Below are 20,704 nucleotides of genomic sequence, written 5' to 3' on the forward strand. Positions count from 1 at the left end.
CAAGCGATGGGCGCGGGGTTGCAACATCTGCGGACGCTCAGCGGTCGCCGGGCGGCAGCGGGCTCATCGTCTCGCCCATCCGCTCCAGCGAGCGGCGCAGCAAGCGCGAGACGTGCATCTGCGAGATCCCGACGCGCTCGGCGATCTCCCGCTGGGTGAGGCCGGCGAAGAAGCGCAGCAGCACGATCCGCCGCTCGCGCTCGCTCAGCACGTGCAGGCCGCGGCTCAGCTCGATCCGCTCCTCGGCCAGCTCGAACTCGGGATCCTCGGCGCCGATCCGCGCGACCGGCTCGCCGTCGTCGCCGAGCGGCTCCTCCAGCGGCACGGTGCTGTACGCCTGCGCTCCCTGGAGCGCTTCGAGCACCTGCTCGGGCGTCGTGCCGGTCGCCTCCGCGAGATCCTCGATCGTCGGCGAGCGGCCGAGCTTGGTCGACAGCCGGTCCGCCTCGCGCGTGACCCTCGCGCTCAGCTCCTGCAGCCCGCGCGAGACGCGCACCGACCAGGCGCGGTCGCGGAAGTGGCGTTTGATCTCGCCGAGGATCGTCGGCACCGCGAAGGTGGAAAATCGCAGCTCGCGGGAAAGATCAAAGCGATCGACAGCTTTGATGAGCCCGACGCAGCCGACCTGCTCGAGGTCGTCGAGCGGCTCCCCGCGGTTGGCGTACCGACGTGCCAGCGACCGAACGAGCGGCATCATCCGCTCGATCAGAATGCGGCGCGCCTCTTCGTCGCGCTCTTCGTGCCAGCGACGGAGCAGCTCGTGCTCATCGAAGGCGGCGACGTCTCCCCTCGGGCGAACGGCCGTTGCGGACACGGGTTGCGCCTCCTTCGTCGGGTGCCCAGTCCTAGAGGCATGCTCTCGCCCCCACCGAGACTGACAAGGTGGGCAGACCTGGTCAGTGGTGAACAGCGGTCCGGTGCGATACAACCCTAGGGTGGACAAGGGTGGACACACGGTCAGCGCAACCGACTTCGCGAACCTCACCGGTGTTTCACGCGAGCGGCTGCGCACCTGGGAACGACGCTTCGGCTTCCCGCGTCCTGAGCGCAGCGGCAGCGGTCCGCGCCGCTACGCGATCGGCGACGCGCCACGTGTCGTCGCGGTGCGGCGCGCGGCCGAGCAGGGCGTTCCGCTGACACGCGCGATCGAGGCCTCCGACTTCGCCGCCGCGCCGCCGGTCTCCGACGCGACGCTCGCCTCGGTCGTCGCCGCCGCGCCGACGCCGGCGCTCGTGATCGCCGGGCCCGAGCCGCTGCGCGTGCTCTACACCAACGCGCAGCTGGCGATCTTCCCCGCCGCGGACGCGACCGGGCACACGCTCGACCTGCTGCCGTGGTTCGCCGGCAGCGAGCTGGAGCGAACGCTGCTGACGCTGTTCGCCAGCGACGCGCCAGCACTCGAATGCGCCCACCCGGCCTGGAGCGGCGGCGACACGACGGCACGCTCGCTCGCCTACCGGCTGCCGGCGCAGGCCGGCGAGCCGCCGGCCGTCGCGCTCGTCGGGATCGACCGCGCGCAGGACCGCCGCACCCGTCGCGACCTGATCGACGCGCGCGGCGAGCTGGCGCAGCTGCGCCGCCGCGAGCAGCGTCAGGAGCGCTGGCTGGCGCTCGCGGCCGCGCTCGCCGAGCGCTTCCAGCACGAAGCCGGCGCGGACGTGCTGGCGACGACCGCCGACACGCTCGTGCGCAGGCTGTCGGCCGTCGACGCCGGGATCGCCGTCTACATGGCCGGCGAGCTGGCGCTCGGCAGCTCCAGCCGCGGGCTGCTCGGCCCGCGGATGGTGACCGTCACCGGCTACGCCGACCTCGCCGCGCTGATGCAGGCCGGTCAGCCCGGCTGGCTCTCCCCCGCCGCCGGCGGCGCCTTCGGCGCGCCCGGCGGGCTGCACAGCCTCGCGGTGCCGATCACCGTCGTCGCCGAGACGCTCGGCGTCCTGCTGCTGGTCTTCGACGAACCGACCGAGCTCGACGACGACGCCCGTCAGCTGCTGACGATCGTCTCCGCCGGGCTCGGCTTCACGCTGCTGCGCGACCGGCTCGTCGAGTCCTCCAAAGGCCCTTCCTAGACGGCGTGGTGGCCGCGGCCGTGCCCGCCGGTGCGCGAAGCGACCATGCGGTAGAGGAACAGCACCAGCATCACGCCGATCACCGCGCCGACGAGGCCGCCGAGGTCGAAGATCTCGGTGTCGCCGATCCCGAGCAGCTCGGTGAAGACGAAGAAGCCAGCGAGCGCACCGACCAGGCCGAGCAGCGTCGTGGCGATGAAACCCTGCGGCTCGTGCTCGTCCCCTGGCATCAGGAACTTGCCGAGATACCCGGCAACGATGCCGAGGATGATCGCGCCGATCATGTGAACTCCTGTCAGATCGCCTCCCGCACGAGCGGCGCGGGTCGCTCTCCCAGTGTTCCCGGCGCGACCGGGTCGGACACGCGGCGCCGCCGCCACGGTCCGTTCGGCACCAGCTGACGCAGCAGCCGCTCGTTGTGGGCCTCGTGCGCCGACAGCTGCGGCGCGCCCAGCGAGCTGATCTGGATCTTGAACTTGTCGCCGTTGGTCGTGTAGCGGACGTCGCCGTTGGTCGCGGTGACGAACAGCGCGTCGGTGCTCTGCTCGCGCGTGTACGGGCTTATCTTGCCGGCGCTGCACGTGATCGTGTGGTCGTCGACGCCGCCGAGCGCGTACTCCTCGAGTATCTCGTTCGTGAGACAGGCCGGATGGGCGTAGCCGCGGTTGGCGCCGCTGGCGGAGATCACGGAGACGTCGGGTCTGAGCAGCCGCGCCCACTGCGTCGAGGTCGAGGAGAGCGCGCCGTGGTGGCCCGGCATCAGCACCGTGCAGGGACGCAGCAGCCGCCCCGGCACCTCGCCGATCAGGAACAGCTCGCTCTCGAAGTCGGCGTCGCCGGGCAGAATCACGACGTCGTCGCCGAAGCGCAGCCGCAGCATCAGGCTGCGGCCGTTGTTGGTGTCGCCGTGGTTGGCGCAGAGGACCGTCGCGTCGACGTTGCCGGTGTCGGGGAAGCGGTTGGACGGCTCGGCGTTGGTCGTGTCTCTTCTGTAGAAGGTGACCGTCGTCCCCTTGCGCGCCTTCATCCCATTGAGCCAGTCCTCGATCCAGGCGCCGTAGTAGTCGCCGCGTCTGCCGCCGCAGTGGATGAACTTCGGCTGCTGCGCCTCGGCGACGTACGGCACGAGCGCGGTGTGGTCCTTCTCGCCGTGGCTGAGCACGATCGTGTGGATCCGCTGACCGCCGGTGACCGCGGTGATGTAGCGGAGCGCGTGGCTGTACGGGACGCCGTTGCGACTCGCGTTCTGCGAGCCGCAGTCGGCCAGCAGGAACTCGCCGTTGGGCATCGTCACGAGCACGCAGTTGCCCTGCCCGACGTCGATGAAGTCGACGATCATCTTGTCGCCGGTGACGTTGCCGTTGGAGTAGACGGTCTTGGAGGGCGGCATCGCTCACGCCTCCCCGGCCGCCGCGGCGACCAGCCCCCGCGTGGCGATCTCGACGCTGCCCTCGATCGTCGTGCGGCCCGCGAAGGCGCCGAAGCGGACGTCGGAGGGGCGCACGACGAGGTGCACGTCGTCGAAGTCGACCGGGATGCTCGGCAGCTCCCAGACGTCGAACGAGATCCCCTCGAACAGCTTCGTGAAGGCCGGCGTAAAGATCGCCGTAAGCGAGAACAGCAGCGGCGTCGTCAGCGCCGAGAGAATCCATTCCAGCGGGCTGCCGTCCGGCCGCAGCAGCAGCGTGAAGGTCTCGACGCGGGTCGTCCTCGCGCGCACCTTGCGGCCGTCGTACAGCTCCAGCGAGATGCGGCCGTTCGGGTCGGGCTTGGCGTAGAGCGTGTAGTTGACGCCGAAGGTCGTGCAGCCGATCTCTATGCCGGCGTTGACGTTGCCGGTGATCGGGCCGTTGAAGCCGAACTCGGTCGAGCCGGGCGTCCCGGGCGAGAGGTCCATCCGCTCGACGCGCGCCGTCGCGGCGTACTTCGCCGTCCCGATCCCGATGTTGACGCTGCCGCGGTCGCCGAACTCTCTGCCGGCGATCTGCCTGGTGCCGTCGCGCGCGACGGCCATCTTCGCCTCCTCCGAGAGCACCGCGAAGAACGGCGCCGCGGGCCACTGGTCGGCGAACGGCGGGACCGGCGTCGGCTTGCCGGCGAGGTTGGCGAGCGCCAGCACGTGGCTGCGCGTGACCGACACCGCCGGCGGCGTCAGCGGGACGCCGGGGAATGCCAGCGCCGGCGGTCTGACGCCGGCCAGCGCCTCCGCGGCGCGCCGCATCGCCTCCGGCAGGATCACCTCGTTGAGGATCCACTCGTCGTCGGCGTGCTCGACCGTGCCGACCGCCTTCAGCGGCCGCAACGCGATCGGCCCGGCCGAGGGGTCGACCTGCACGAAGATCGTCAGCGTCCCGTTCGTCGAGCCCTCCGCCCCGTCGCCTCTGATCGAGAAGGTGACCGAGCGCATCACGAGCTGGAAGGTCGTCCCGTCCAGCGTCGCGACGTAGGCGTCGGCGACCTGCTCGGCCGAGATCCCCGGCGGCGGCGTGAAGTTCTGCGCGAGGTGGTCGCGCACCAGCTGCTCGCCGTTGGGCGGCTGCGCCAGCACGACGGTCGGCGCCGCCGTCACGTCCCAGCCGACGTCGAACTCGAGCCCGCTGCGCGCGACGTGCTCGCTGCCGCGGAACAGCTTCGGGTAGAGCTGGCCGTAGGCGCGGGCCAGCACCTCGTTCATGGTTCTCTCGTCGAGCCCGACCACCAGATCCGCATCGCTCATCTCGGCGCCCCTCCCGTCGTCGTCGTGATTGCCGGTGCTTCCGGCGGTCTCCCGTAGAGGACCGACTCGTTCGCCGCCAGCGCGCAGAAGTCGCCGATCGCCTGCAGCGCCGCGACGGCCGCCTCGAAGGTCGCGCCGAGACCCTCCATCAGCGCGTCGACCATCTCTGTGAAGACGAAGCGGGCCGCGTCGACGAGCAGCTGCGCCATCCGCACGAGGCTGTCGACGTCGAACACCTCGGAGAGGATCCGCACGATCTCCAGCGCCGTCTGCCCGGCCCACAGGAAGCCGTCGCGCAGCAGCTGGACGAACCGCTCGGCGCTGCTGACGATGTCGGCGAAGAACTGCTCGACGTGGCTGCGGATCCAGACGACGATCTCGTCCCACAGCCGCGCGAGCAGCTCGGCCGTCACGGTCAGGTGGAAGTCGACGGCGATGTGGACCGGGCCCCAGTCGAACGACAGCGCGAAGCCGGCCGAGGCGGCGCCGAGCGACAGCGCGAGGTCGATCGAGAGGAAGGCGCGCGGCCCTCTCACGACGACCGGCGGGAGTATCCGGATGCCGCGAATCGAGACGCCATCGGGGAAGTCGAGGCTGAAGTCGAAGCGCCCCTCGGCATGACCGGCGAAGCCGTCGCTGCGGGACAGGCTGGCGCTGAAGTCGGCGCCGTAGAGGTGCGCGAGCTTGGTGTGGAAGTTGACCTCGAAGCCGCCGTCGGTGACCGAGCCGGCGAAGCTCTCCTCCTTGATCCCCAGCAGTCTGATCGCGCCCGAGAAGGCGAAGTAGGCCGTCGACTGCTCGCCGTTGGTGATGACCGTGTACGGGTTGATGCCGAGCACGGCCGGTCTGATCCCCTCCGGCAGCGGCTGCGTCAGGCGGCGGCGACGCTCCTCGATCCGCTGCGTGTTCGTCAGCGCCGCCGGCTTCAGGCCGGAGGTGTCGATGTGCACCGACGGGCCGGTTCTGCCCGTGAAGTCGGAGATCACCAGCAGGTCGCCGATCACTATCGCGTTGCTGATCGAGCCGTCGGCGAGCAGACCGCGGACCTTGTTCGCCTCCAGCTTCAGTCTCAGCCGCCACTCGTCGTAGAGCGTCAGGTCGGCGTCGACGCCGATCCCCTGCTCGTAGCGGTGGTGGTCGGGCGCGTCCCAGCCGCCCGGGTCGGCGACGACGAACAGGTCCAGTCTCGTGAAGGCGAGCCCGTTCAGCAGCGGCACGTCTCTGAGGTCGACCGAGGTGAAGTCGCGCACGAGGTCTATGACCTTCAGCGCCCGCCCCGAGGCCGATTCGAGCTTGAAGACGAAGCCGCCCGGCGCCTCGAAGTTGACGATGCTGCCGCCGATCGCGAAGCGGAAGCGGTCGCGCGGATCGCTGCCGATCAGGAAGCTGCCGAGCAGCCCGATCGCGACCGTCCCGGTCGAGACCGAGAACGACAGCCCGAACGTCTCCAGCGTCAGGCCCTTGATCCCGAACGGCTCTCTCCAGTTGGCGACCCCGATCGCGAACGAGGCCGACGGCGTCGTCCCGATCCGCAGCACGCCGCTGCCTTCGAGCGTCACGCGCTCGCCCGCGACCGTGAAGATCGCGCCGGCCGCGAGGCTGAACTCGCCGGCGCCCGGCTTGATCGCCAGCTCCAGGCCGGTGAAGCTGATCGCGCCCTTGCCGTCGTCGGCCGGCAGCCGCGCGGCGATCTCCGACCGCTTCAGGTCGCTCGTGTCGATGTAGGCGAGCAGGTCGAACTCGATCTCAGAGGAGAAGAGGCCTCTGAGGATCGACAACGCGTCGCCGTCGAGCAGCAGCGCGGCGAAGAAGGTGACGCCCGGCCGCACTCTGTCGGGCACCCACGACCCTCTGAGGTTCGGCAGCGAGAAGTCGTCGTCTCTGATCGAGGAGAGGATCAGGCCGGCGTCGCGCACCGTCAGCACGTCGAAGACGTCGGAGAGGCCGCTCCAGATCGCGTCGGGCGTCCAGTCAGGCCGCACGACCAGCCCGACGACGACGCCGTCGCGCTCGCCACTGCCGCGCCGCACCGCGAGCGCGAGGTCGGCCTGGCCGATCTTCTCCGCGTCGATCGTCGTGCCGAGCGAGAACTCGTACGTGGTGGTGCCGGTCAGGCGCAGCTGGCGCGTCGCCTCCGACTGCATCTCGAAGCGCACGCGCGAGTCACGCAGGAAGATCTGCGGCAGCCCGCTCGCCGGTATCGAGCCGCCGGTCAGCGTCTCGGCGAGCCCCGTCAGCGAGATCTCCGGGAACTCGCCCTCCAGCAGGAAGCTGGTGCTCGGCATCACCCAGCCGGCACCGAAGCGCGCGACCTCTCTGCCGTCTCTGCCGAGCAGCACCGCGTCCGCGGTCAGCTCGCCGCTGAACGCCTGCGAGGCGCCGACCTCGTAGCCGAGCGACAGCGTCGCCTCCTCCAGCTGGAAGCTGGCGATCCCGATCGGGATCTGCCAGCCGCTGCGCACGCCCAGCTCGAAGGCGTACCGTCTCGCGGTGAGGTCGGCGAGCGCCGTCAGGCGGCTGAGCGAGATGTCGGGGAAGGAGCCCAGCGTCGGCAGGAATCTGCGCACGATCCGCTCGAACGGGATCGGCGGATCGGTGTCGACGCTGCCGCTGAACAGCAGCTGCGGGTAGACCCCGCGGACGGTCACGGCGATGCCGTCGAGGAAGTCGAACTGGCCGCTGAGGATCGCGGTGATGTCGGCGCTGCCGGCCGGATCGTCGACCATGAAGTCGACCTGCACGTCGGGCAGCTCGACCCATCCCTCGACGACGACGAGCCGTCTGGCGGTGCCGAGCGAGAGCCCGACGGCGGCGATCCCGACCGGTCTGGTCGCTATCGAGACCGACAGGTCGCGCAGCTCTATCAGCCGCGGCAGGTCGATCACGCCGGAGAGGTAGGAGCCGATCGGCGCGTCGTGCAGCACGGTCGCGAACTGGTCGAGGCCGTAGGTGCTGATCGCGCGCAGATCGGCGACCAGCCGCAGCAGCGCGCCGAGCCGCTCGAAGCGCAGCAGCAGCGGGATCGACGGCACCGCGGGGCCGCCGACGTGCAGCTCGGAGGAGAGCTGCAGCCAGGTCGCGACCGCCGGCGGCGGGTCGTCGATCGTCTGCCCTCTGTCGGGGTCGGTGGAGACCGCGCCGAAGCGCACCGGCAGGTCGAGGTAGCCGAACGGGATCGCTCTGATCGGCTCCGAGGCGATCAGCGTGTGCGGGGCCTCGATCGTGCCGTCGATCGCCCCTTCCAGTCCGCTCGGGCGCAGCTGCGGTATCGCCTCCAGCGGCGCCAGCGCGCCGTCGAGCCGCAGCGTCTCGGCGGCGAACGACAGCCCCCGCTGCAACGCCGGGCGCGACGGCGCGGAGGTGCGGGCGATCGAGCTGGCGAGGAAGCCGGGTCTGCCGAAGCGCAGCTCCGTCAGCGGCGACTCCAGCAGCGCCCACGTCGGGAAGGCGTTGCCGAGGTTCCAGTCTCTGATCGGGAACGGCTGTCTCGGATCGGTCGGGTCCAGCCGCACGAGCAGGCTCGGCTGGCCGCCGTCGGCGAGGTCGAAGGCGCACGCGACGAGCGCGCCCGGCTGCCCCAGCCAGCTGTCGAACTGACCGCTCAGCACGACGGCGTCGCCGACGATCTCCGGTTCGCTGACGGGGTCGAGCACGAGGTCGCCGCCGATCAACGGCAGCCGCTCGCGGATGAAGACCGCCAGCGGCTCCCAGCCGAGGCCGTCGGGCGGCAGGCGCAGCCGTCTGCCGTGCTCGCCGGCGACGACGAAGCCGCGCAGCGCGTCGCGCAGCGCCTGCAGGTCGTTGAAGGGCATCGTGTCCGCCCTAGACCGGCTGGAGGCCGAGCTTGCGCAGCCCGGCGTTGAGCGCGTCGGTCAGCTTCTGGCGGTTCTGCGGCGAGTCGAGCGCCGCCTCCAGCTTGCTCTTGAGCAGGTCCTGGAACGCCTGCGTGTTGGCGATCCAGGAGGCGGCTCTCTCGTACAGGCCCGGCTGCGAGTTCCAGCCGTCCTTGTTGCCGAGCGTTATGTGCAGGTTGGCCATTCTGATGCCGACCTCGGTGACGTTCGCGTAGAGGCCCTCGCCTCTCGCCGTGAAGGCGGCGGCGGCCGTCAGCGTCAGCACCTGCGCCTCGTCCTTGAACGTCCCTCTGACGTGGAACCAGGCGTTCGGCGCGCCGGCGCGATCGGCGGCGCGCGCGAGGTGCGCCTGCCGCGCCCGCTCGCGGTCGACCGGCCACGTCGGCACGTGGTGGGTGACCGCGTTGGAGTCCTCGCCGAACTGCGGGATCCCCTTGACGCCGAGCCGCTCCAGCTCGGCTTGCGCCAGCGGCTCGCCGTCGGCGACCGCCCGCATCACCGTCCCGGCGGGGACCTCTCTGGGATGGTCGTCCTGGAACTTCAGCACCTGGCCGTTGAACTGCGTCATCGCGTTCATCAGCTCGGCGTGGTCGTTGCCGGGCTCCAGCGGCGCGCCGGCCGCTCTGCGCGCGTGGTCGACCGCCCACAGCAGGTCTATGTACGTCGCGAAGCCGCCGGCGTACTGCTCGTCGTCGCCGATCTCGGGCGGCGGGCCGGGCGGGTTCTTGCCGTCTCTCTCGTCTCTGTACCACTTCGTCGCGGCGGTGACGGCGTCGGCCGATTCGCGCTGCTTGGCGAGCGACTCGCGGTACTGTCTCGCGGCGGGCGTGTCCGCCATCGTGATCTCCTGCAGCGTGTCCTGGTGCAGCCAGTAGGCGCCGTCGAGCACCTGCCCGTTGTCGGACTCGTTCAGCGCGACGTCGCCGTACCAGCTCGCCAGCGCCAGCCGCTCGTCCTCGCCCGGCCCGGCGGCGACGCTGCCGCCGCCGAGTATCGTCTCGGCCGTCTTGATCGCGCAGCCGGAGACGCCGGAGAGGCCGACGTCGTAGGCGCCGGTGAAGTCGACGAGACCGAAGGTGAGGCCGAGCCGCACATCGGTCTGGTCGCGCGAGACGGGCGTGCACTGCATCGTGCCGCTCTGGTAGGTGTCGATCCCGCCGAGGACCGTTCTCGACATCGAGATCCCCATGTACTCCAGCGCCCACTGGAACATCGTCTGCTCGGGGATGTCGCCGACGTCGATTCTCGGGAACGGCGCGATGTCGATCCCCAGCGACGGCACTCTCAGGCCGTTTCTGATGATCGAGCCGAGGTAGTACTCGCTCCCCGGTCTGCTGAGCAGATCCCACAGCATCCCGACGAGATCGCAGTCGGTGTTCTCCCCTGCTCCGGCGCTCGATGCCATCCGGTCCCCTTTGGTTCTCAGGCGGCGCAGGCCGCGGTCTCGTAGGTGTCGCGAAAGCCCTGGTCGACGATGTGCGCAGCGAGTGCGTCGAGCCGCTCGCGATGCTCGCCCGGCGGCAGCAGCGCCAGCTCGCTGCGCGCCCGCACGACGATCGCGCGCGCGTCCCCGATCGCGCGCATCCAGCCGTCGCCGCGACGCAGCAGCCGCACGCCCTCCTCCAGCCGCTCGTCGCTCAGCTCCTCGCCGCGCACGACGGCGTGGAGGAAGTGCTCGGACGGCAGCTCGCGCAGCTCGTACAGCAGCGGCAGCGACAACCGCCCCTGGCGCAGGTCGGTCAGCGGCTCCTTGCCGGCGACCTCCAGCGGCCGCATGACGTCCATCACGTCGTCGACGATCTGGAAGGCGCGGCCGAGCCAGGCGCCGAACCGCCGCAGCCCGCCGACGACCGCCGGGCCGCCGTCGACGAGCCGGCCGCCGCCCTCGCAGGCGAACGAGATCAGGCGGCCGGTCTTGCGGTCGATCGTGCGGTAGTAGCGCTCGATCAGCCGCTCGGCCTCGCCGCCGCCGTCGTCGCCGACCGGGCGCGGCGCGAGCATCTCGTCGAGCTGACCGCGGCAGGTCTGCTCGCCGGTCGCGAGGAAGTCGCGCATCAGCGCGAGGTCGGCCTCGCCGCGCACGTGCGCCGACATCTTGCGCGTTGCCTGGATCCACTGCAGGTCGCCGAGCACCAGCGCCAGCTCGTAGCCGCGCGAGGCGGCGATCGTCGGCAGGCCGCGGCGCAGCGGCGCGCGGTCGACGATGTCGTCGTGGATCAGCGAGCCGACGTGCGACAGCTCGATCGAGACCGCCGCGGCGATCGCCCGCTCCGGCAGCTCTGCCAGCGGTTCGCGCGCCGCGACGTGCGCCGACAGCACGAGCAGCAGCGGGCGCAACCGCTTGCCGCCGCGGTAGAAGCCCAGCTCGGCCTCGGTCAGGTAGTCGCGCTGGCTGGCGAGCAGCAGCTCCAGCTCGCGCTCGACGGCCGCCAGGTCGGGCGCCACGAGCGCCCGCGCGGCGAGGTACGGATGCTCCTCCATCTCAGAGGTTCGCCAACGCCTTGTTGACGAGTCGCTCGATGTTCTCCTTCACGTCGGGTTGGTTGAGGAAGGTCTGCAGCGCGCCGACGATCGAGCCGCTGGCGACGCCTCTGTTGATCGCGATCTGCGCCGACTGCTGCGCCCACAGCGGCAGCGACGGGATGTCGAGCGGGACTCTGATCGTGGCCGGGTCGGCCGCGACCAGCAGCGAGATGACGCTTATCGTCAGCGGTCTGCCGCGCTCGGCGTTGACGCGCACGTTGAGCGTGATCTGCGCGTCGTAGGCGGTCGCGACGAAGCCGCCCTCGGCGTCGGCCTCCCACTTCTGGTCACCGCAGTCGCGCGAGCCGCCCTGGCGCGGCTCGCAGCAGCCGATCTGAAAGCGGAAGTTCGGTCTCTCCTTGTCGCCCTGGCTGAGTCTGAACTGCTTCTCTCTCGCCTTCTCGCCGACGAGCACGATCGCGCGGAACTCCGGCTCGCTCTCGGAGAAGGTGAGCGACACCGGCCGCATCACGTGGAGGTTCTCGAACTGGACGTTGAGCAGCTGAAGCGTCGGGTTGCCGGTCGCGATCGGTCTGATCGGGAAGTCGCCCTTGCAGGCCGAGTCGCGCACGTCCTGCGGCACGCCGTCGACCGGTATGCGGTCGCTGACGCCGTCCGGTCGCGCAGGGTCGTACGACGGCAGTCCCCACGGCTCGTAGCCGTCGAGGATCACGCGCGGCAGATAGATCGGGTTGCTGGCCTCGTCGCGAAAGAGCCGATCCCACAGCGCGCGCAGAATCGTGCGCGTGATCGGTCCGAGCGGGTCGCCGAGCATCGCTCCGACGAACGTCTCCTGCATCCCTTGCCGCCTCCCCGTTGGCCCCGTCCCCTGTCGGCGGCAAAGCTACGCGTGATGCTGATCAGCCAGCCGTCACTGCGCTTTTTCAGAGCGCTTTGCTCGCCTTTCCGGCGCGCATCCTGCCTGACGCAGGTGCATAGGCGAAGTGGGCTGTCAGAGTTCTGACGGTGGGGCGACCAGCTCGTCGAAGAGCCGGTCGAGCGTCTGCTGTCCGTCGTCGCAGAGACCGGTGTGGACCGGCGACGGCTGCACCAGCGCGGAGGATGGCGCGGTCAGCCAGCCGAAGCGGTCGGAGCGGTCCATCCGCGCCACCGCGCCGGCCTCCGGGTCGCCGGCCGCGATCCGCTCGACGGCGCGCAGGTGACGCTCCAGCGCGTCGACGTCGAGGCCGGGGTCGAGTGCCCGCAGGCGGGCGCGGTCGACGCGCGTGCGCGCGCCCAGGAAGCGGTGGCGGCGGCTGTGCACGACGACGCCGACGTTGAGCGCCTCGCCGCGCTGCAGCGACGGCACGACGCGCAGGATCGCGTACTGGAAGACCTCGCGCGCGGGGGTGGCGGGGGGCGCGGCGTCGCCGGGCACGGCGGGCGCCGGCTCGCGCGGCTCGTGCTCAGGCGGTGCGGGCACGCTCCGCCTCCTGCGCGAACGCGCGCGGCGCGTCCAGCCGCGCGGCCAGGTACTCGACGTGAGCGGCCGGATCGGCGTCGCCGAACCAGGCGCGCGGCACGCCGTCGACGAGCCGCTGCAGCAGCTCGGGCGTGACGAGCGGCGCCAGCCGCGCGTCGGCCGCCGCGATCGAGCCGGCCGCCGGCAGCAGCACGTGGTCGCGGATCGCCGCGAACGAGCCGTCCGCTCTGGCCGGGTCGAGTCCCGCGTGCTGCTTGTAGAGCGCCGCGCCGTGGTCGATCAGCCACAGCCTGCCGTGCCAGGTCATCAGGTTGGGGTTGCGCGGGGTGCGGTCGACGTTCTCGGTGTACGCGTCGAGCCAGACGATCGCCGCCGCCAGCTCGGGGTCGACCGGGAAGCCCTCGAGCGCCGGGTTGTACGGCAGTGCCCGCGGCAGGAAGTCGAGCCCGACGTTGAGGCCGGCGCTCGCCTGCAGCAGCTCCTGGATCTCCGGGTCGGGCTCCGCGTCGGGCAGGTGCGGGTCCAGTTCGACGAGGACCAGCTCCGGGATCGGCAGCTCGAGCGCGCGCGCCAGCTCGCCGACGATCAGCTCCGCGACGAGCGCCTTGGCCCCCTGTCCGGCGCCGCGCAGCTTGACGACGTAGTGCCCGTCGTCGTCGGCCTCGACCAGCGCCGGCAGCGAGCCGCCCTCGCGCAGCGGGGTGACGTAGCGGGTGGCGTCGACGGTGCGCACGGCCGCGCACCCTATCGCGCGCCGACCGCTGCCTCCGTGCGCGTCGCCGCGCCGACCGCTGCCCTCGTGCGCGTGGGTCATCTAGGGTCCGCCGCATGAGTGACGGAAACGACGGCGTCGTGCGGCTCACGCTGCAGCTGCGCCTCAACGACTTCGACGTGCTCGGCCACCTCAACCAGGCCGTCTACCACGAGCTGATGGAGCAGGGCCGGATCGCGCTGCTGACCACCCTCGCCGCCGACTCCAACCGCTATGTGCTCGCGCACGTCGAGCTGGACTACCGCCGCGAGGTGCCCGCGCCGACCCGCGAGGTGATCGTCGAGACCTCCGTCGAGTCGTTCGGCCGCTCCAGCGTGCGGCTCGCTCAGCGCGTGCTGCGCCCCGACGGCGAGCTGGCCGCCGAGGGCGTCTCGGTGCTGGTCGGCTGGGACCGCGAGGCGCGCGGCTCGCGACCGCTGGGCGAGGAGGAGAAGCGCTCGCTGGCCGCGCTCGCCGAGCGCGCGGCGGCGACGACGAGCTGAGCGGCCGGACGCCGTGGCTCAGGCGCCGTCGTCGCCGGGTGGCGGCGGCTGCACGGCCGGCTCGGCGCCGCTCGGCTTGACCGGTCTCGGATCGACGCGCGCGATCGTCTCGCCGCCGAGCGACACGGTGACCGAGCCGCCCGTTCTGCTGAGTCTGCGCAGCATCTCGCTGAGCTCGGTTCTGTCGCCGTTGGGCTGATCTCGACGGAGCATCGCTTCAGCGTAGCGAGCCGCGACCGCCGGCTCGGATCCTCAGAACAGCTGGCCCTCGCGCGCGGCGCCCTGCGTCATCTCCAACGGCCACGAGCAGAGCGTGCCGCGGCCGGGGCAGCCGTCGCAGAGACGCGGCCCCGGCTCGGCCGCGACCTCGAACTCGCGGCGCAGCACGGCGTCGGCGCGAGCCCGCAGCTCACCCTCCAGCGCCGGCGCGTCCTGCGGCCGGAAGATCGCCGCGACCGGCACGTCGGGCCGTTCGAGGAAGCAGTGGACCAGCTCGACCTCGCTGGCGCCGTCGCGCAGCGCCGCGAGCGCGTAGACGGCCCGCTGGAGACCGTAGGAGCGCGCGACCAGCTCGCTCGGGTCGGCGCCGCCGAGGCGGTCGGACTTCCAGTCGACGATCAGCGTCCGTATCCCCTCGCGCGCGATCACGTCGAAGACGCCGACGAGCGGCAGGCCGCCGAAGGCGAACGCGAACGGCTGCTCGCGACGCAGCCCCTCCGCTCTCGCCAGCCGCTCGCGCAGCGGGCTGGCGAGGAATCTGACGACCAGCGCCCGCAGCTCGTCCAGCTCCCGCGCGCTCGGGTCGACGCCGGCGCGGACGGCGGCGCGCCGGACCGCTTCGGCGTCGGGCGGCTGCGCGCGCACGAGGTCTATCTGCTCCAGCAGCTGGTGGACGATCGTGCCGCGCGTCGTGCCGAGCAGGTGGCCGCCGCCGCGCTGCCCCTGCGACGTCTCGAGCGGCGGCAGTCTCAGCACCCGTTCGAGGTAGAAGCGGTAGCCGCACCTGGCGTGCTGCTCCAGCGCCGTGTAGGAGAGCGTCTGGACCGGAGCGGCGCGCGAAGCGGCGGCGTCGGCGGCGTCAGCCCCGGCATGAGTGCGGATCTCTGCACCAGTGGGATGCTCGGATCCGCGGTCATCGGCTCCAGCGTCGGCGGTGACGGGCGCGGGCGGGAGGGTCGCGGGGCGCACGATCGCGTAGCCGACGTCGAGGCCGGGGCCGACCTCGACGACGCCGCTCGGCTCCGCCTCAGGCAACGCCAGTCTCGCGATCTCCGCCACGAACGCCGGGCCGATCCAGGTCAGCGGCGGGCAGCCCTCTCTCCACGCCGGCCACGGCTCGGTCGCGATTGCGCCGGAGAGGATCAGCTGCTCCCGCGCGCGCGTCATCGCGACGTAGAAGAGCCGCGCCTCCTCGTCGGCCTCCGCCCGCGCCCGCGCCTCCCCGATCGCCCTGTAGGCGAAGGCCGGCTGCGCTCTGCCGCCGTCGAGCGCGCGCAGCTTCAGGCCGACGCGGCCGTCTCTGCCGACGCGCACGACGTCGTTGGCCCACGGCGACCCGCGCCCGAGGTCGGCGACGCAGACGACCGGGAACTCCAGCCCTTTCGCGCGGTGGATCGTCATCAGCCGCACGGCGTCGAGCGCCTCGCCCTCGACCGGCGCCTCGCTCTCGCGGTCCTGCTCGCGCGAGCCGTCGAGCCCGCCGCCGAGCTGCATCACGAGGTCGACGAAGCCGCGCAGGTCGCGACCGTGGTCGGCCTCGTGCTCGCGCGCCAGGCGCATCAGCTTGCGCACGTTCGCCAGCCGCCGCTCGCCGCCCGGCAGCCGCAGCAGCTCGAGGTCGTACTGCGTCCGCTCCAGCACGCGGTCGAGCAGCGTCTCCAGCGAGTGGCGCGGCGCGGCGGCGCGCTCGGCCGGCAGCCACGCGCGCAGCGCCTCGATCCGCGAGCGGTCGGCCGGCTCCAGCGCCTCCAGCAGCTGCTCGGAGGAGGCGACGACCCACCATGGGTCGACCTCGTCGTCGCGGCGCAGCGCGCGGGCGGTCGCGACGACCTGCACGAGCCCGTCGCTGGAGAGCCCGACCAGCGGCGAGGCGAGCAGCGTCTGCAGCGCGACGCCGTCGCGCGGGTTGGCGAGCACGCCGAGATAGGCGACGAGATCGCGCACCTGCTGCTGCGCCCAGTAGCCGCGACCGCCGATCACGTAGGTCGGCACGCCGAGGTCTGTCAGCGCGCGCTCGTAGACGGCGAGGTCGCCGGTCGCGCGCAGCAGCAGCACGATCTCGCCGGGGCGGCGGCCGCCGTCGAGCAGCGTCCGCACGCGCGCGGCGAGCGCGCGCGCCTCCGCGATCCGCCACAACGGCGCCGGCGCCGCCATCCCCTCCGGAAGCAGGCCGGCGCCGGCCCAGTCGGCTCTCGGGTCGACGACCAGCAGCTCGACGCGCGGCCCGGCGACCGGCAGCGCATCTTCCTTCTCCGTCCGCCCCGGCACCAGCGGCGTGAAGCTCTCGCCGAAGCGCGGCGCGAAGGCGACGTTGAGCGTCTCGAGGATCTGCGCGTGGCTGCGGAAGTTGGTCGCCAGCGTCGCGGTGCCGCCGTGCTCGGACAGGGCGCGGCGACGGCGCCGGAACAGCTCGACGTCGGCATGGCGGAAGCCGTAGATCGACTGCAGCTCGTCGCCGACGGTGAAGAGCCGCTCGCCGGCGATCCGCTCCAGCAGCTCCAGCTGCAGCGGGTTGGTGTCCTGGAACTCGTCGACCATCACGTGCACGAACCGTTCGACGTAGCGGGCGCGCATGTCGTCGTGCTCGCGCAGCAGCCGGTTGGCGCGCAGCTCCAGGTCCTCGAAGTCGACCCCGGAGGCAGCCTGCTTGGCGGCCTCGTAGCGCGCGCCGAAGTCGCGCAGCAGCGCGTCGAGCAGCGCGTGCACGGCGAGCCCGTGCGCGTCGGCGCAGGCATCGGCGTAGCTGCCGAGCGCGTCGCGGTAGCCCTCGCAGCCGGGGCCGGCGAGCGCTCTGCCGTTTCTCGGCAGCGCCAGCCTCAGCACCTCGTTCGGCATCGGCGGCGGCGCCTGCGCCCCGGCCGCCGCGAGCCGCTCCAGCAGCAGCCCGCACTCGGCCAGCGCCAGCCGTGCGCGGTCGACCGTTCTGCCGTCTCTGGCGAGCGCGACCTCGCCGTCGGCTTGCATGCGCGCGATCGCAAGCGACGCGCGCGCCGGCTCCAGCGGTGCCGGCCGCGGCTCGGGCAGCGCCGGGCGCTCCTCGCCGCGGCTGCGCAGCTCGCCGTAGAGCGACATGATCGCCTCGCGCAGATCGCCGGGGCGGTAGGCGGCGATCAGGTCGAGCGCGGCGTCGCCGTGGTCGTCAGCGAGGCGGTCGAGCGCGGCGTCGAAGGCGCCGGCCGCGAGCGCTCTGGAGGCGTTCTCGTCGAGCACGGCGAAGCGCGGGTCGATCCCGGCGGCGAGCGGGTGGGTGCGCAGCAGGCGCGCGCAGAAGCCGTGGATCGTCGAGACCCAGGCGCCCTCGGTCTGACGGGCGCGCTCGGGATCGCCGAGCGCCTCGAAGCGGCCGCGCACGCGCGCCTTCAGCTCGGCGGCCGCCTTCTCGGTGAAGGTGATCGCGAGGATCCGCGCGACGTCGACCTCGTCCTCACGGACGGCGCGCACGAACCGCTCCGCCATCACCGAGGTCTTGCCGGAGCCAGCGTTGGCGGTCAGCAGCAGCCCGCCGCGATGGTCGATCGCCGCCTGCTGCTCTGTGGTGAACGGAACCGACGCGCTCATTGATCGACGACTCGGCAGATGCCGGGGTAGGCGCAGCCGTCGCGGCCGCAGGTGTCCGGCGAGGGCTCGAGGAGACCGGCGCGCAGCCGCGCGGCGAGCTGGCAGGCGCGCTCGGCGGCGGCCGCCAGCTCCTCCTCCAGCTCCTCCTCGCTGCGGCGGTCGGTTCTGTAGAGGCCGCTGCCGGCGTTGACGTCGGCGCGCACGAGGCCGCGCGGGCGCAGCTCCTCACCGCGCAGCGGCTGGTAGACGCCGCCGGCCGGCTCGCGTCTGAGCAGCTCGCGCACGACGACCATGTAGAGCGCGACCTGAAGCTGGTCCTCCGCTCTCCAGTTGGCGACCGCCCAGCCTCTGCCGGGCCGGCCGCTCTTGTAGTCGCGCACGAGCGCACGGCCGGCGAGGTCAAGGTCGACGCGGTCGATCACGCCGCGCAGGCGCAGCGGCTCGGCCTCCGGGGCGCCGGGCGCCGCGGGCCCGTCCGCCGCCGCCCGCAGCTCCAGCGCCGGCAGGCCGTCCTCTGCGCCCATCCCGAACTGCAGCTCCAGCTCGGCCGGCTTGAAGGCGCCGCCGGCCTCCGCCTCGTGGCGCAGCAGCCGCAGCACGTCGGCGACGATCTCGTGCGCAGCGGCCGCCTGCGCCGCCGCGCCGCGGCCCAGCACCCATCTCGGCGACTCGATCGCGACCGCCGCGCGCACGACCGCCTCGACCTCGTCGAAGCGGTCCAGCGGCAACGGCCAGTCGAGCTGCGCCAGCGACCGCTCCAGCACGGCGTGGATGCAGCTGCCGCGCGTCATCGCCTCCGGATCGGGCTCGAAGCGCGCCGGCTGCAGCTCGCTCTCGACGAACCAGCGCACCGGGCAGCGGGCGTACTTCTCCAGCGCCCCGGCTGAGAGCACCTCGCGCTGGCGCAGTCGCGCGGTCGCGGCCGCGCTCAGCGACGCGATCGGGCGCGGCTCGACGCGCGGCGCCGCGAGCGCCTCGGCCCGCAGCCGCTCGGCCTCGGTCGGCGCCTGCGCCAGCGGCCAGGTGACGGCCGACAGCGGCCGGTGGCGCTCCGGCAGCCCCGGCAGCACCGCGCGCACGTCGTCGACGAAGAACGACGGCAGCGCCGGGTTGCCGTCCTCGTCGGCGTCGCGCGTGCTCAGCAGCAGCCGTCGCCGCGGCCGCGAGACGGTCGCGTAGAAGAGGTAGCGCTCGTCGGCGAGCGCGTCCTCACGCGGCGCCAGCCGCAGCCCCGCGACGGTGTTCAGCTCCCGGCGCACGTCGTCGGAGAGGAACGGCTCCGGATGCGCCGGGCGCGGGAACTCGCCCTCCTGCAGGCCGCAGACGATCACGGTGTCGAAGCGGCGGGCGCGGATCCCGAGCGGATCGGAGACGAGCACCGCCCCCGCCCGCGGCGGCTCGCCGAGCGACACCTCCAGCTCCCCCAGCGCCGCCAGCAGCGGCTCGGGACCGAGCAGCTCGGCGGCACGGCGCGGCTCGGCGGCGGCCAGCTCGCCCAGCTCCTCCAGCGCTCTCAGCAGCGCCGCGAGCGCGCGCGCGTCGGCCTCCTCGGAGGGGTCGAGCACGTGCGCCGCGCCCCTGTGCGGCGCGACGAACAGCGCCCGCGCCTCACGCGCGAGCGCGCCCAGCAGCGCTGCCGGGCCGTCGGCGGCCGCGCCGCGCAGGCGGTCGAGCTCGCGCAGCGGCCAGCCGCCGGGCGCCTCCTCCCATGCCGCGCGCGCGCCGTCGAGCCGCACGATCGCGTGGCGGCGGACGGTCAGCTCCAGGCGGTCGGCCAGCTCCAGCCGGTTGAGCCGGCCGGGCGTGCGCAGGTAGGCGAGCAGATCGGCGGGGCGCGCCTCATCCGGCAGCAGCGCGCAGCGCGCCAGCGCCAGCAGGCCACGGCCAAGCGCGGTGTGCGACAGCGGCACTCTCCAGTCGAGCGCATGCGGGATCCCGTAGGCGCCGAAGACCTGCTCCAGCAGCGAGGCGGTGCGCGCCGGCGTCCGCAGCACGACCGCGATCTCGTCGCCGGGCACGCCGGCGCCGAGCAGTCTCAGCACCTCGGCGGCGACCAGCTCGGCCTCGGCGCGCTCGCCGCCGGCGACCAGCAGCGCGGCGGCGTCGCCGGGCTCGGCGGTGAAGGCGGCCGGCTCGAAGAGGCCCCGTTCGAGCGCGTGCAGCGGGCCACGCGAGGCGTCGTCGTACCAGTCGTCCAGCGGCGGCATCCGCTCGACCTCGTCGGCGATCTGCGCCAGCTCCTCTGCGAATCTGGCGCGGCTGGCGAAGGCGTTGCGGCCGGGCTCGAAGGTCAGCGAGACGAGCACGTCGGCGCCGACGACCTTGCCGAGCGTCTCGATCGCGTCCAGCTCGATCCGCGTGAAGTCATCGAAGCCGTAGAAGACGACCGGCGTCTCCCCCCATGCCGACGGCCGCGCGCGCAGCGCGTCGAGCGCGCGCCAGGCGAAGAGGTCGCCGTCGACCCGCTGCAGCCGCTCCAGCCCTCGCGCGAAGCGGTCGTAGATCGCCGCGACCTCGTGCAGCGTCGCGGGCGCCTCCGGCAGCGCCCGCACGGCGGCGGTCAGCCGCTGCGGTGTCAGCAGCGAGCGCTCCATCTCGGCGGTGAAGGCGCCGGCGGCGTGCAGGAAGCCGCGCGTGCCGGCGATCGGCGCCAGCGCCTCCAGCGGCGCCTGCGCGATCGCGTCGGCGACGAGCCGCTCGCGCTGCAGCGGCGTGACCACGCGCGCGGCGTAGCCGGCGCGGCGCGCCAGCTCGCGCACGAGCGCGGGGAAGGTGACGACGTGGCCGCCGCGGCGCACCGCGATCCCCTCGGCCAGCTCGGCCTCGAAGTAGGCGACGTCGGCGGCGTTCGGCACGACCAGCCATGGGTCGCGCCGCAGCCGCCCGCGGAAGGCGCCGAGCGCGGCGCCCGCCTTCGCGGCGTTCGCCGGCCCTGTGATCAGCTTGAGAGGCATTCAAAAGACATCGTGCCGGGCGCGCCCGACATCACCGCGAGTTCCCGCCAGCGCCTCGCTCCTTCAGCGTGACGCCGTGGAACTCGCAGTGCGGAGCACGACATCGTCGCGGGCGCACCCGACGACGTGATGCG

The 20,704-nt window shown here is 72.7% G+C and carries 15 protein-coding genes; 2 read left to right on the plus strand and 13 right to left on the minus strand.

Features of this window, described 5'->3' with window-relative positions:
• Positions 1 to 37: 37 nt before the first annotated feature.
• Positions 38 to 814, minus strand: coding sequence for a SigB/SigF/SigG family RNA polymerase sigma factor (locus tag R7226_RS07565; RefSeq protein WP_318596442.1), 777 nt, complete (start codon positions 812 to 814; stop codon positions 38 to 40).
• Positions 815 to 935: 121 nt separating this feature from the next.
• Here R7226_RS07565 and R7226_RS07570 point away from each other — a divergent pair, with 121 nt between their 5' ends.
• Entirely contained in the window at positions 936 to 2,069 is a 1,134-nt protein-coding gene (locus tag R7226_RS07570; RefSeq protein ID WP_318596443.1) for a MerR family transcriptional regulator, read from the plus strand.
• On the opposite strand, the gene R7226_RS07575 is transcribed toward R7226_RS07570, so the two are convergent.
• The 9 genes from R7226_RS07575 to R7226_RS07615 form a co-directional block, all read right to left on the minus strand.
• A complete protein-coding gene (locus R7226_RS07575) occupies positions 2,066 to 2,353 on the minus strand; it encodes a GlsB/YeaQ/YmgE family stress response membrane protein (RefSeq protein ID WP_318596444.1) in 288 nt (95 codons plus the stop codon). The two genes, R7226_RS07570 and R7226_RS07575, sit on opposite strands and share 4 nt — an antisense overlap.
• Before the next feature lie 11 nt (positions 2,354 to 2,364).
• Positions 2,365 to 3,459 (minus strand): ComEC/Rec2 family competence protein, encoded by a 1,095-nt coding sequence (locus R7226_RS07580; RefSeq protein ID WP_318596445.1) that lies wholly within the window; start codon positions 3,457 to 3,459, stop codon positions 2,365 to 2,367.
• 3 nt (positions 3,460 to 3,462) lie between these two features.
• On the minus strand, positions 3,463 to 4,785 hold the full coding sequence (locus R7226_RS07585) for a hypothetical protein (protein ID WP_318596446.1): 1,323 nt from the start codon (positions 4,783 to 4,785) through the stop codon (positions 3,463 to 3,465).
• Positions 4,782 to 8,597 (minus strand): hypothetical protein, encoded by a 3,816-nt coding sequence (locus R7226_RS07590; RefSeq protein WP_318596447.1) that lies wholly within the window; start codon positions 8,595 to 8,597, stop codon positions 4,782 to 4,784. Before R7226_RS07590 ends, R7226_RS07585 begins: the two co-directional genes overlap by 4 nt.
• A 10-nt stretch (positions 8,598 to 8,607) precedes the next feature.
• Positions 8,608 to 10,044, minus strand: coding sequence for a hypothetical protein (locus R7226_RS07595; RefSeq protein WP_318596448.1), 1,437 nt, complete (start codon positions 10,042 to 10,044; stop codon positions 8,608 to 8,610).
• A gap of 17 nt (positions 10,045 to 10,061) precedes the next feature.
• On the minus strand, positions 10,062 to 11,120 hold the full coding sequence (locus R7226_RS07600) for a polyprenyl synthetase family protein (protein WP_318596449.1): 1,059 nt from the start codon (positions 11,118 to 11,120) through the stop codon (positions 10,062 to 10,064).
• Position 11,121: 1 nt separating this feature from the next.
• Positions 11,122 to 11,961: a hypothetical protein gene (locus tag R7226_RS07605; RefSeq protein ID WP_318596450.1), complete on the minus strand. Its 840-nt coding sequence runs from the start codon at positions 11,959 to 11,961 to the stop codon at positions 11,122 to 11,124.
• A gap of 153 nt (positions 11,962 to 12,114) precedes the next feature.
• On the minus strand, positions 12,115 to 12,585 hold the full coding sequence (locus R7226_RS07610) for a DUF3037 domain-containing protein (protein ID WP_318596451.1): 471 nt from the start codon (positions 12,583 to 12,585) through the stop codon (positions 12,115 to 12,117).
• Positions 12,569 to 13,318 carry a HipA family kinase gene (locus tag R7226_RS07615; RefSeq protein ID WP_318596452.1) on the minus strand — a complete coding sequence of 250 codons (750 nt, stop codon included), beginning with the start codon at positions 13,316 to 13,318 and terminating at the stop codon, positions 12,569 to 12,571. The genes R7226_RS07610 and R7226_RS07615 overlap by 17 nt, the downstream gene beginning before the upstream one ends.
• A gap of 95 nt (positions 13,319 to 13,413) precedes the next feature.
• Between R7226_RS07615 and R7226_RS07620 the strand changes: the two genes are divergently transcribed.
• Positions 13,414 to 13,839 (plus strand): acyl-CoA thioesterase, encoded by a 426-nt coding sequence (locus tag R7226_RS07620; protein WP_318596453.1) that lies wholly within the window; start codon positions 13,414 to 13,416, stop codon positions 13,837 to 13,839.
• Positions 13,840 to 13,857: 18 nt separating this feature from the next.
• On the opposite strand, the gene R7226_RS07625 is transcribed toward R7226_RS07620, so the two are convergent.
• From R7226_RS07625 to R7226_RS07635, 3 genes are read right to left on the minus strand one after another with little or no spacing between them, the layout of a single operon-like run.
• On the minus strand, positions 13,858 to 14,052 hold the full coding sequence (locus R7226_RS07625; protein ID WP_318596454.1) for a hypothetical protein: 195 nt from the start codon (positions 14,050 to 14,052) through the stop codon (positions 13,858 to 13,860).
• A 39-nt stretch (positions 14,053 to 14,091) separates the two neighbouring features.
• Positions 14,092 to 17,616, minus strand: coding sequence for a UvrD-helicase domain-containing protein (locus R7226_RS07630; RefSeq protein WP_318596455.1), 3,525 nt, complete (start codon positions 17,614 to 17,616; stop codon positions 14,092 to 14,094).
• Positions 17,613 to 20,570 (minus strand): PD-(D/E)XK nuclease family protein, encoded by a 2,958-nt coding sequence (locus R7226_RS07635; protein ID WP_318596457.1) that lies wholly within the window; start codon positions 20,568 to 20,570, stop codon positions 17,613 to 17,615. Before R7226_RS07635 ends, R7226_RS07630 begins: the two co-directional genes overlap by 4 nt.
• Between the last annotated feature and the right edge of the window lie 134 nt (positions 20,571 to 20,704).

It is taken from the genome of Conexibacter stalactiti (genome assembly GCF_033542075.1).
Classification (GTDB): domain Bacteria; phylum Actinomycetota; class Thermoleophilia; order Solirubrobacterales; family Solirubrobacteraceae; genus Conexibacter; species Conexibacter stalactiti.

What these genes read in the sequence shown, in the direction of transcription:
- R7226_RS07620 (WP_318596453.1), top strand. Translation starts at nt 13,414, where the DNA reads ATGAGTGACGGAAACGACGGCGTCGTGCGGCTCACGCTGCAGCTGCGC.
- R7226_RS07590 (WP_318596447.1), bottom strand. Translation starts at nt 8,597, where the DNA reads ATGCCCTTCAACGACCTGCAGGCGCTGCGCGACGCGCTGCGCGGCTTC.
- R7226_RS07605 (WP_318596450.1), bottom strand. Translation starts at nt 11,961, where the DNA reads ATGCAGGAGACGTTCGTCGGAGCGATGCTCGGCGACCCGCTCGGACCG.
- R7226_RS07580 (WP_318596445.1), bottom strand. Translation starts at nt 3,459, where the DNA reads ATGCCGCCCTCCAAGACCGTCTACTCCAACGGCAACGTCACCGGCGAC.
- R7226_RS07575 (WP_318596444.1), bottom strand. Translation starts at nt 2,353, where the DNA reads ATGATCGGCGCGATCATCCTCGGCATCGTTGCCGGGTATCTCGGCAAG.
- R7226_RS07595 (WP_318596448.1), bottom strand. Translation starts at nt 10,044, where the DNA reads ATGGCATCGAGCGCCGGAGCAGGGGAGAACACCGACTGCGATCTCGTC.
- R7226_RS07585 (WP_318596446.1), bottom strand. Translation starts at nt 4,785, where the DNA reads ATGAGCGATGCGGATCTGGTGGTCGGGCTCGACGAGAGAACCATGAAC.
- R7226_RS07600 (WP_318596449.1), bottom strand. Translation starts at nt 11,120, where the DNA reads ATGGAGGAGCATCCGTACCTCGCCGCGCGGGCGCTCGTGGCGCCCGAC.
- R7226_RS07635 (WP_318596457.1), bottom strand. Translation starts at nt 20,570, where the DNA reads ATGCCTCTCAAGCTGATCACAGGGCCGGCGAACGCCGCGAAGGCGGGC.
- R7226_RS07625 (WP_318596454.1), bottom strand. Translation starts at nt 14,052, where the DNA reads ATGCTCCGTCGAGATCAGCCCAACGGCGACAGAACCGAGCTCAGCGAG.
- R7226_RS07630 (WP_318596455.1), bottom strand. Translation starts at nt 17,616, where the DNA reads ATGAGCGCGTCGGTTCCGTTCACCACAGAGCAGCAGGCGGCGATCGAC.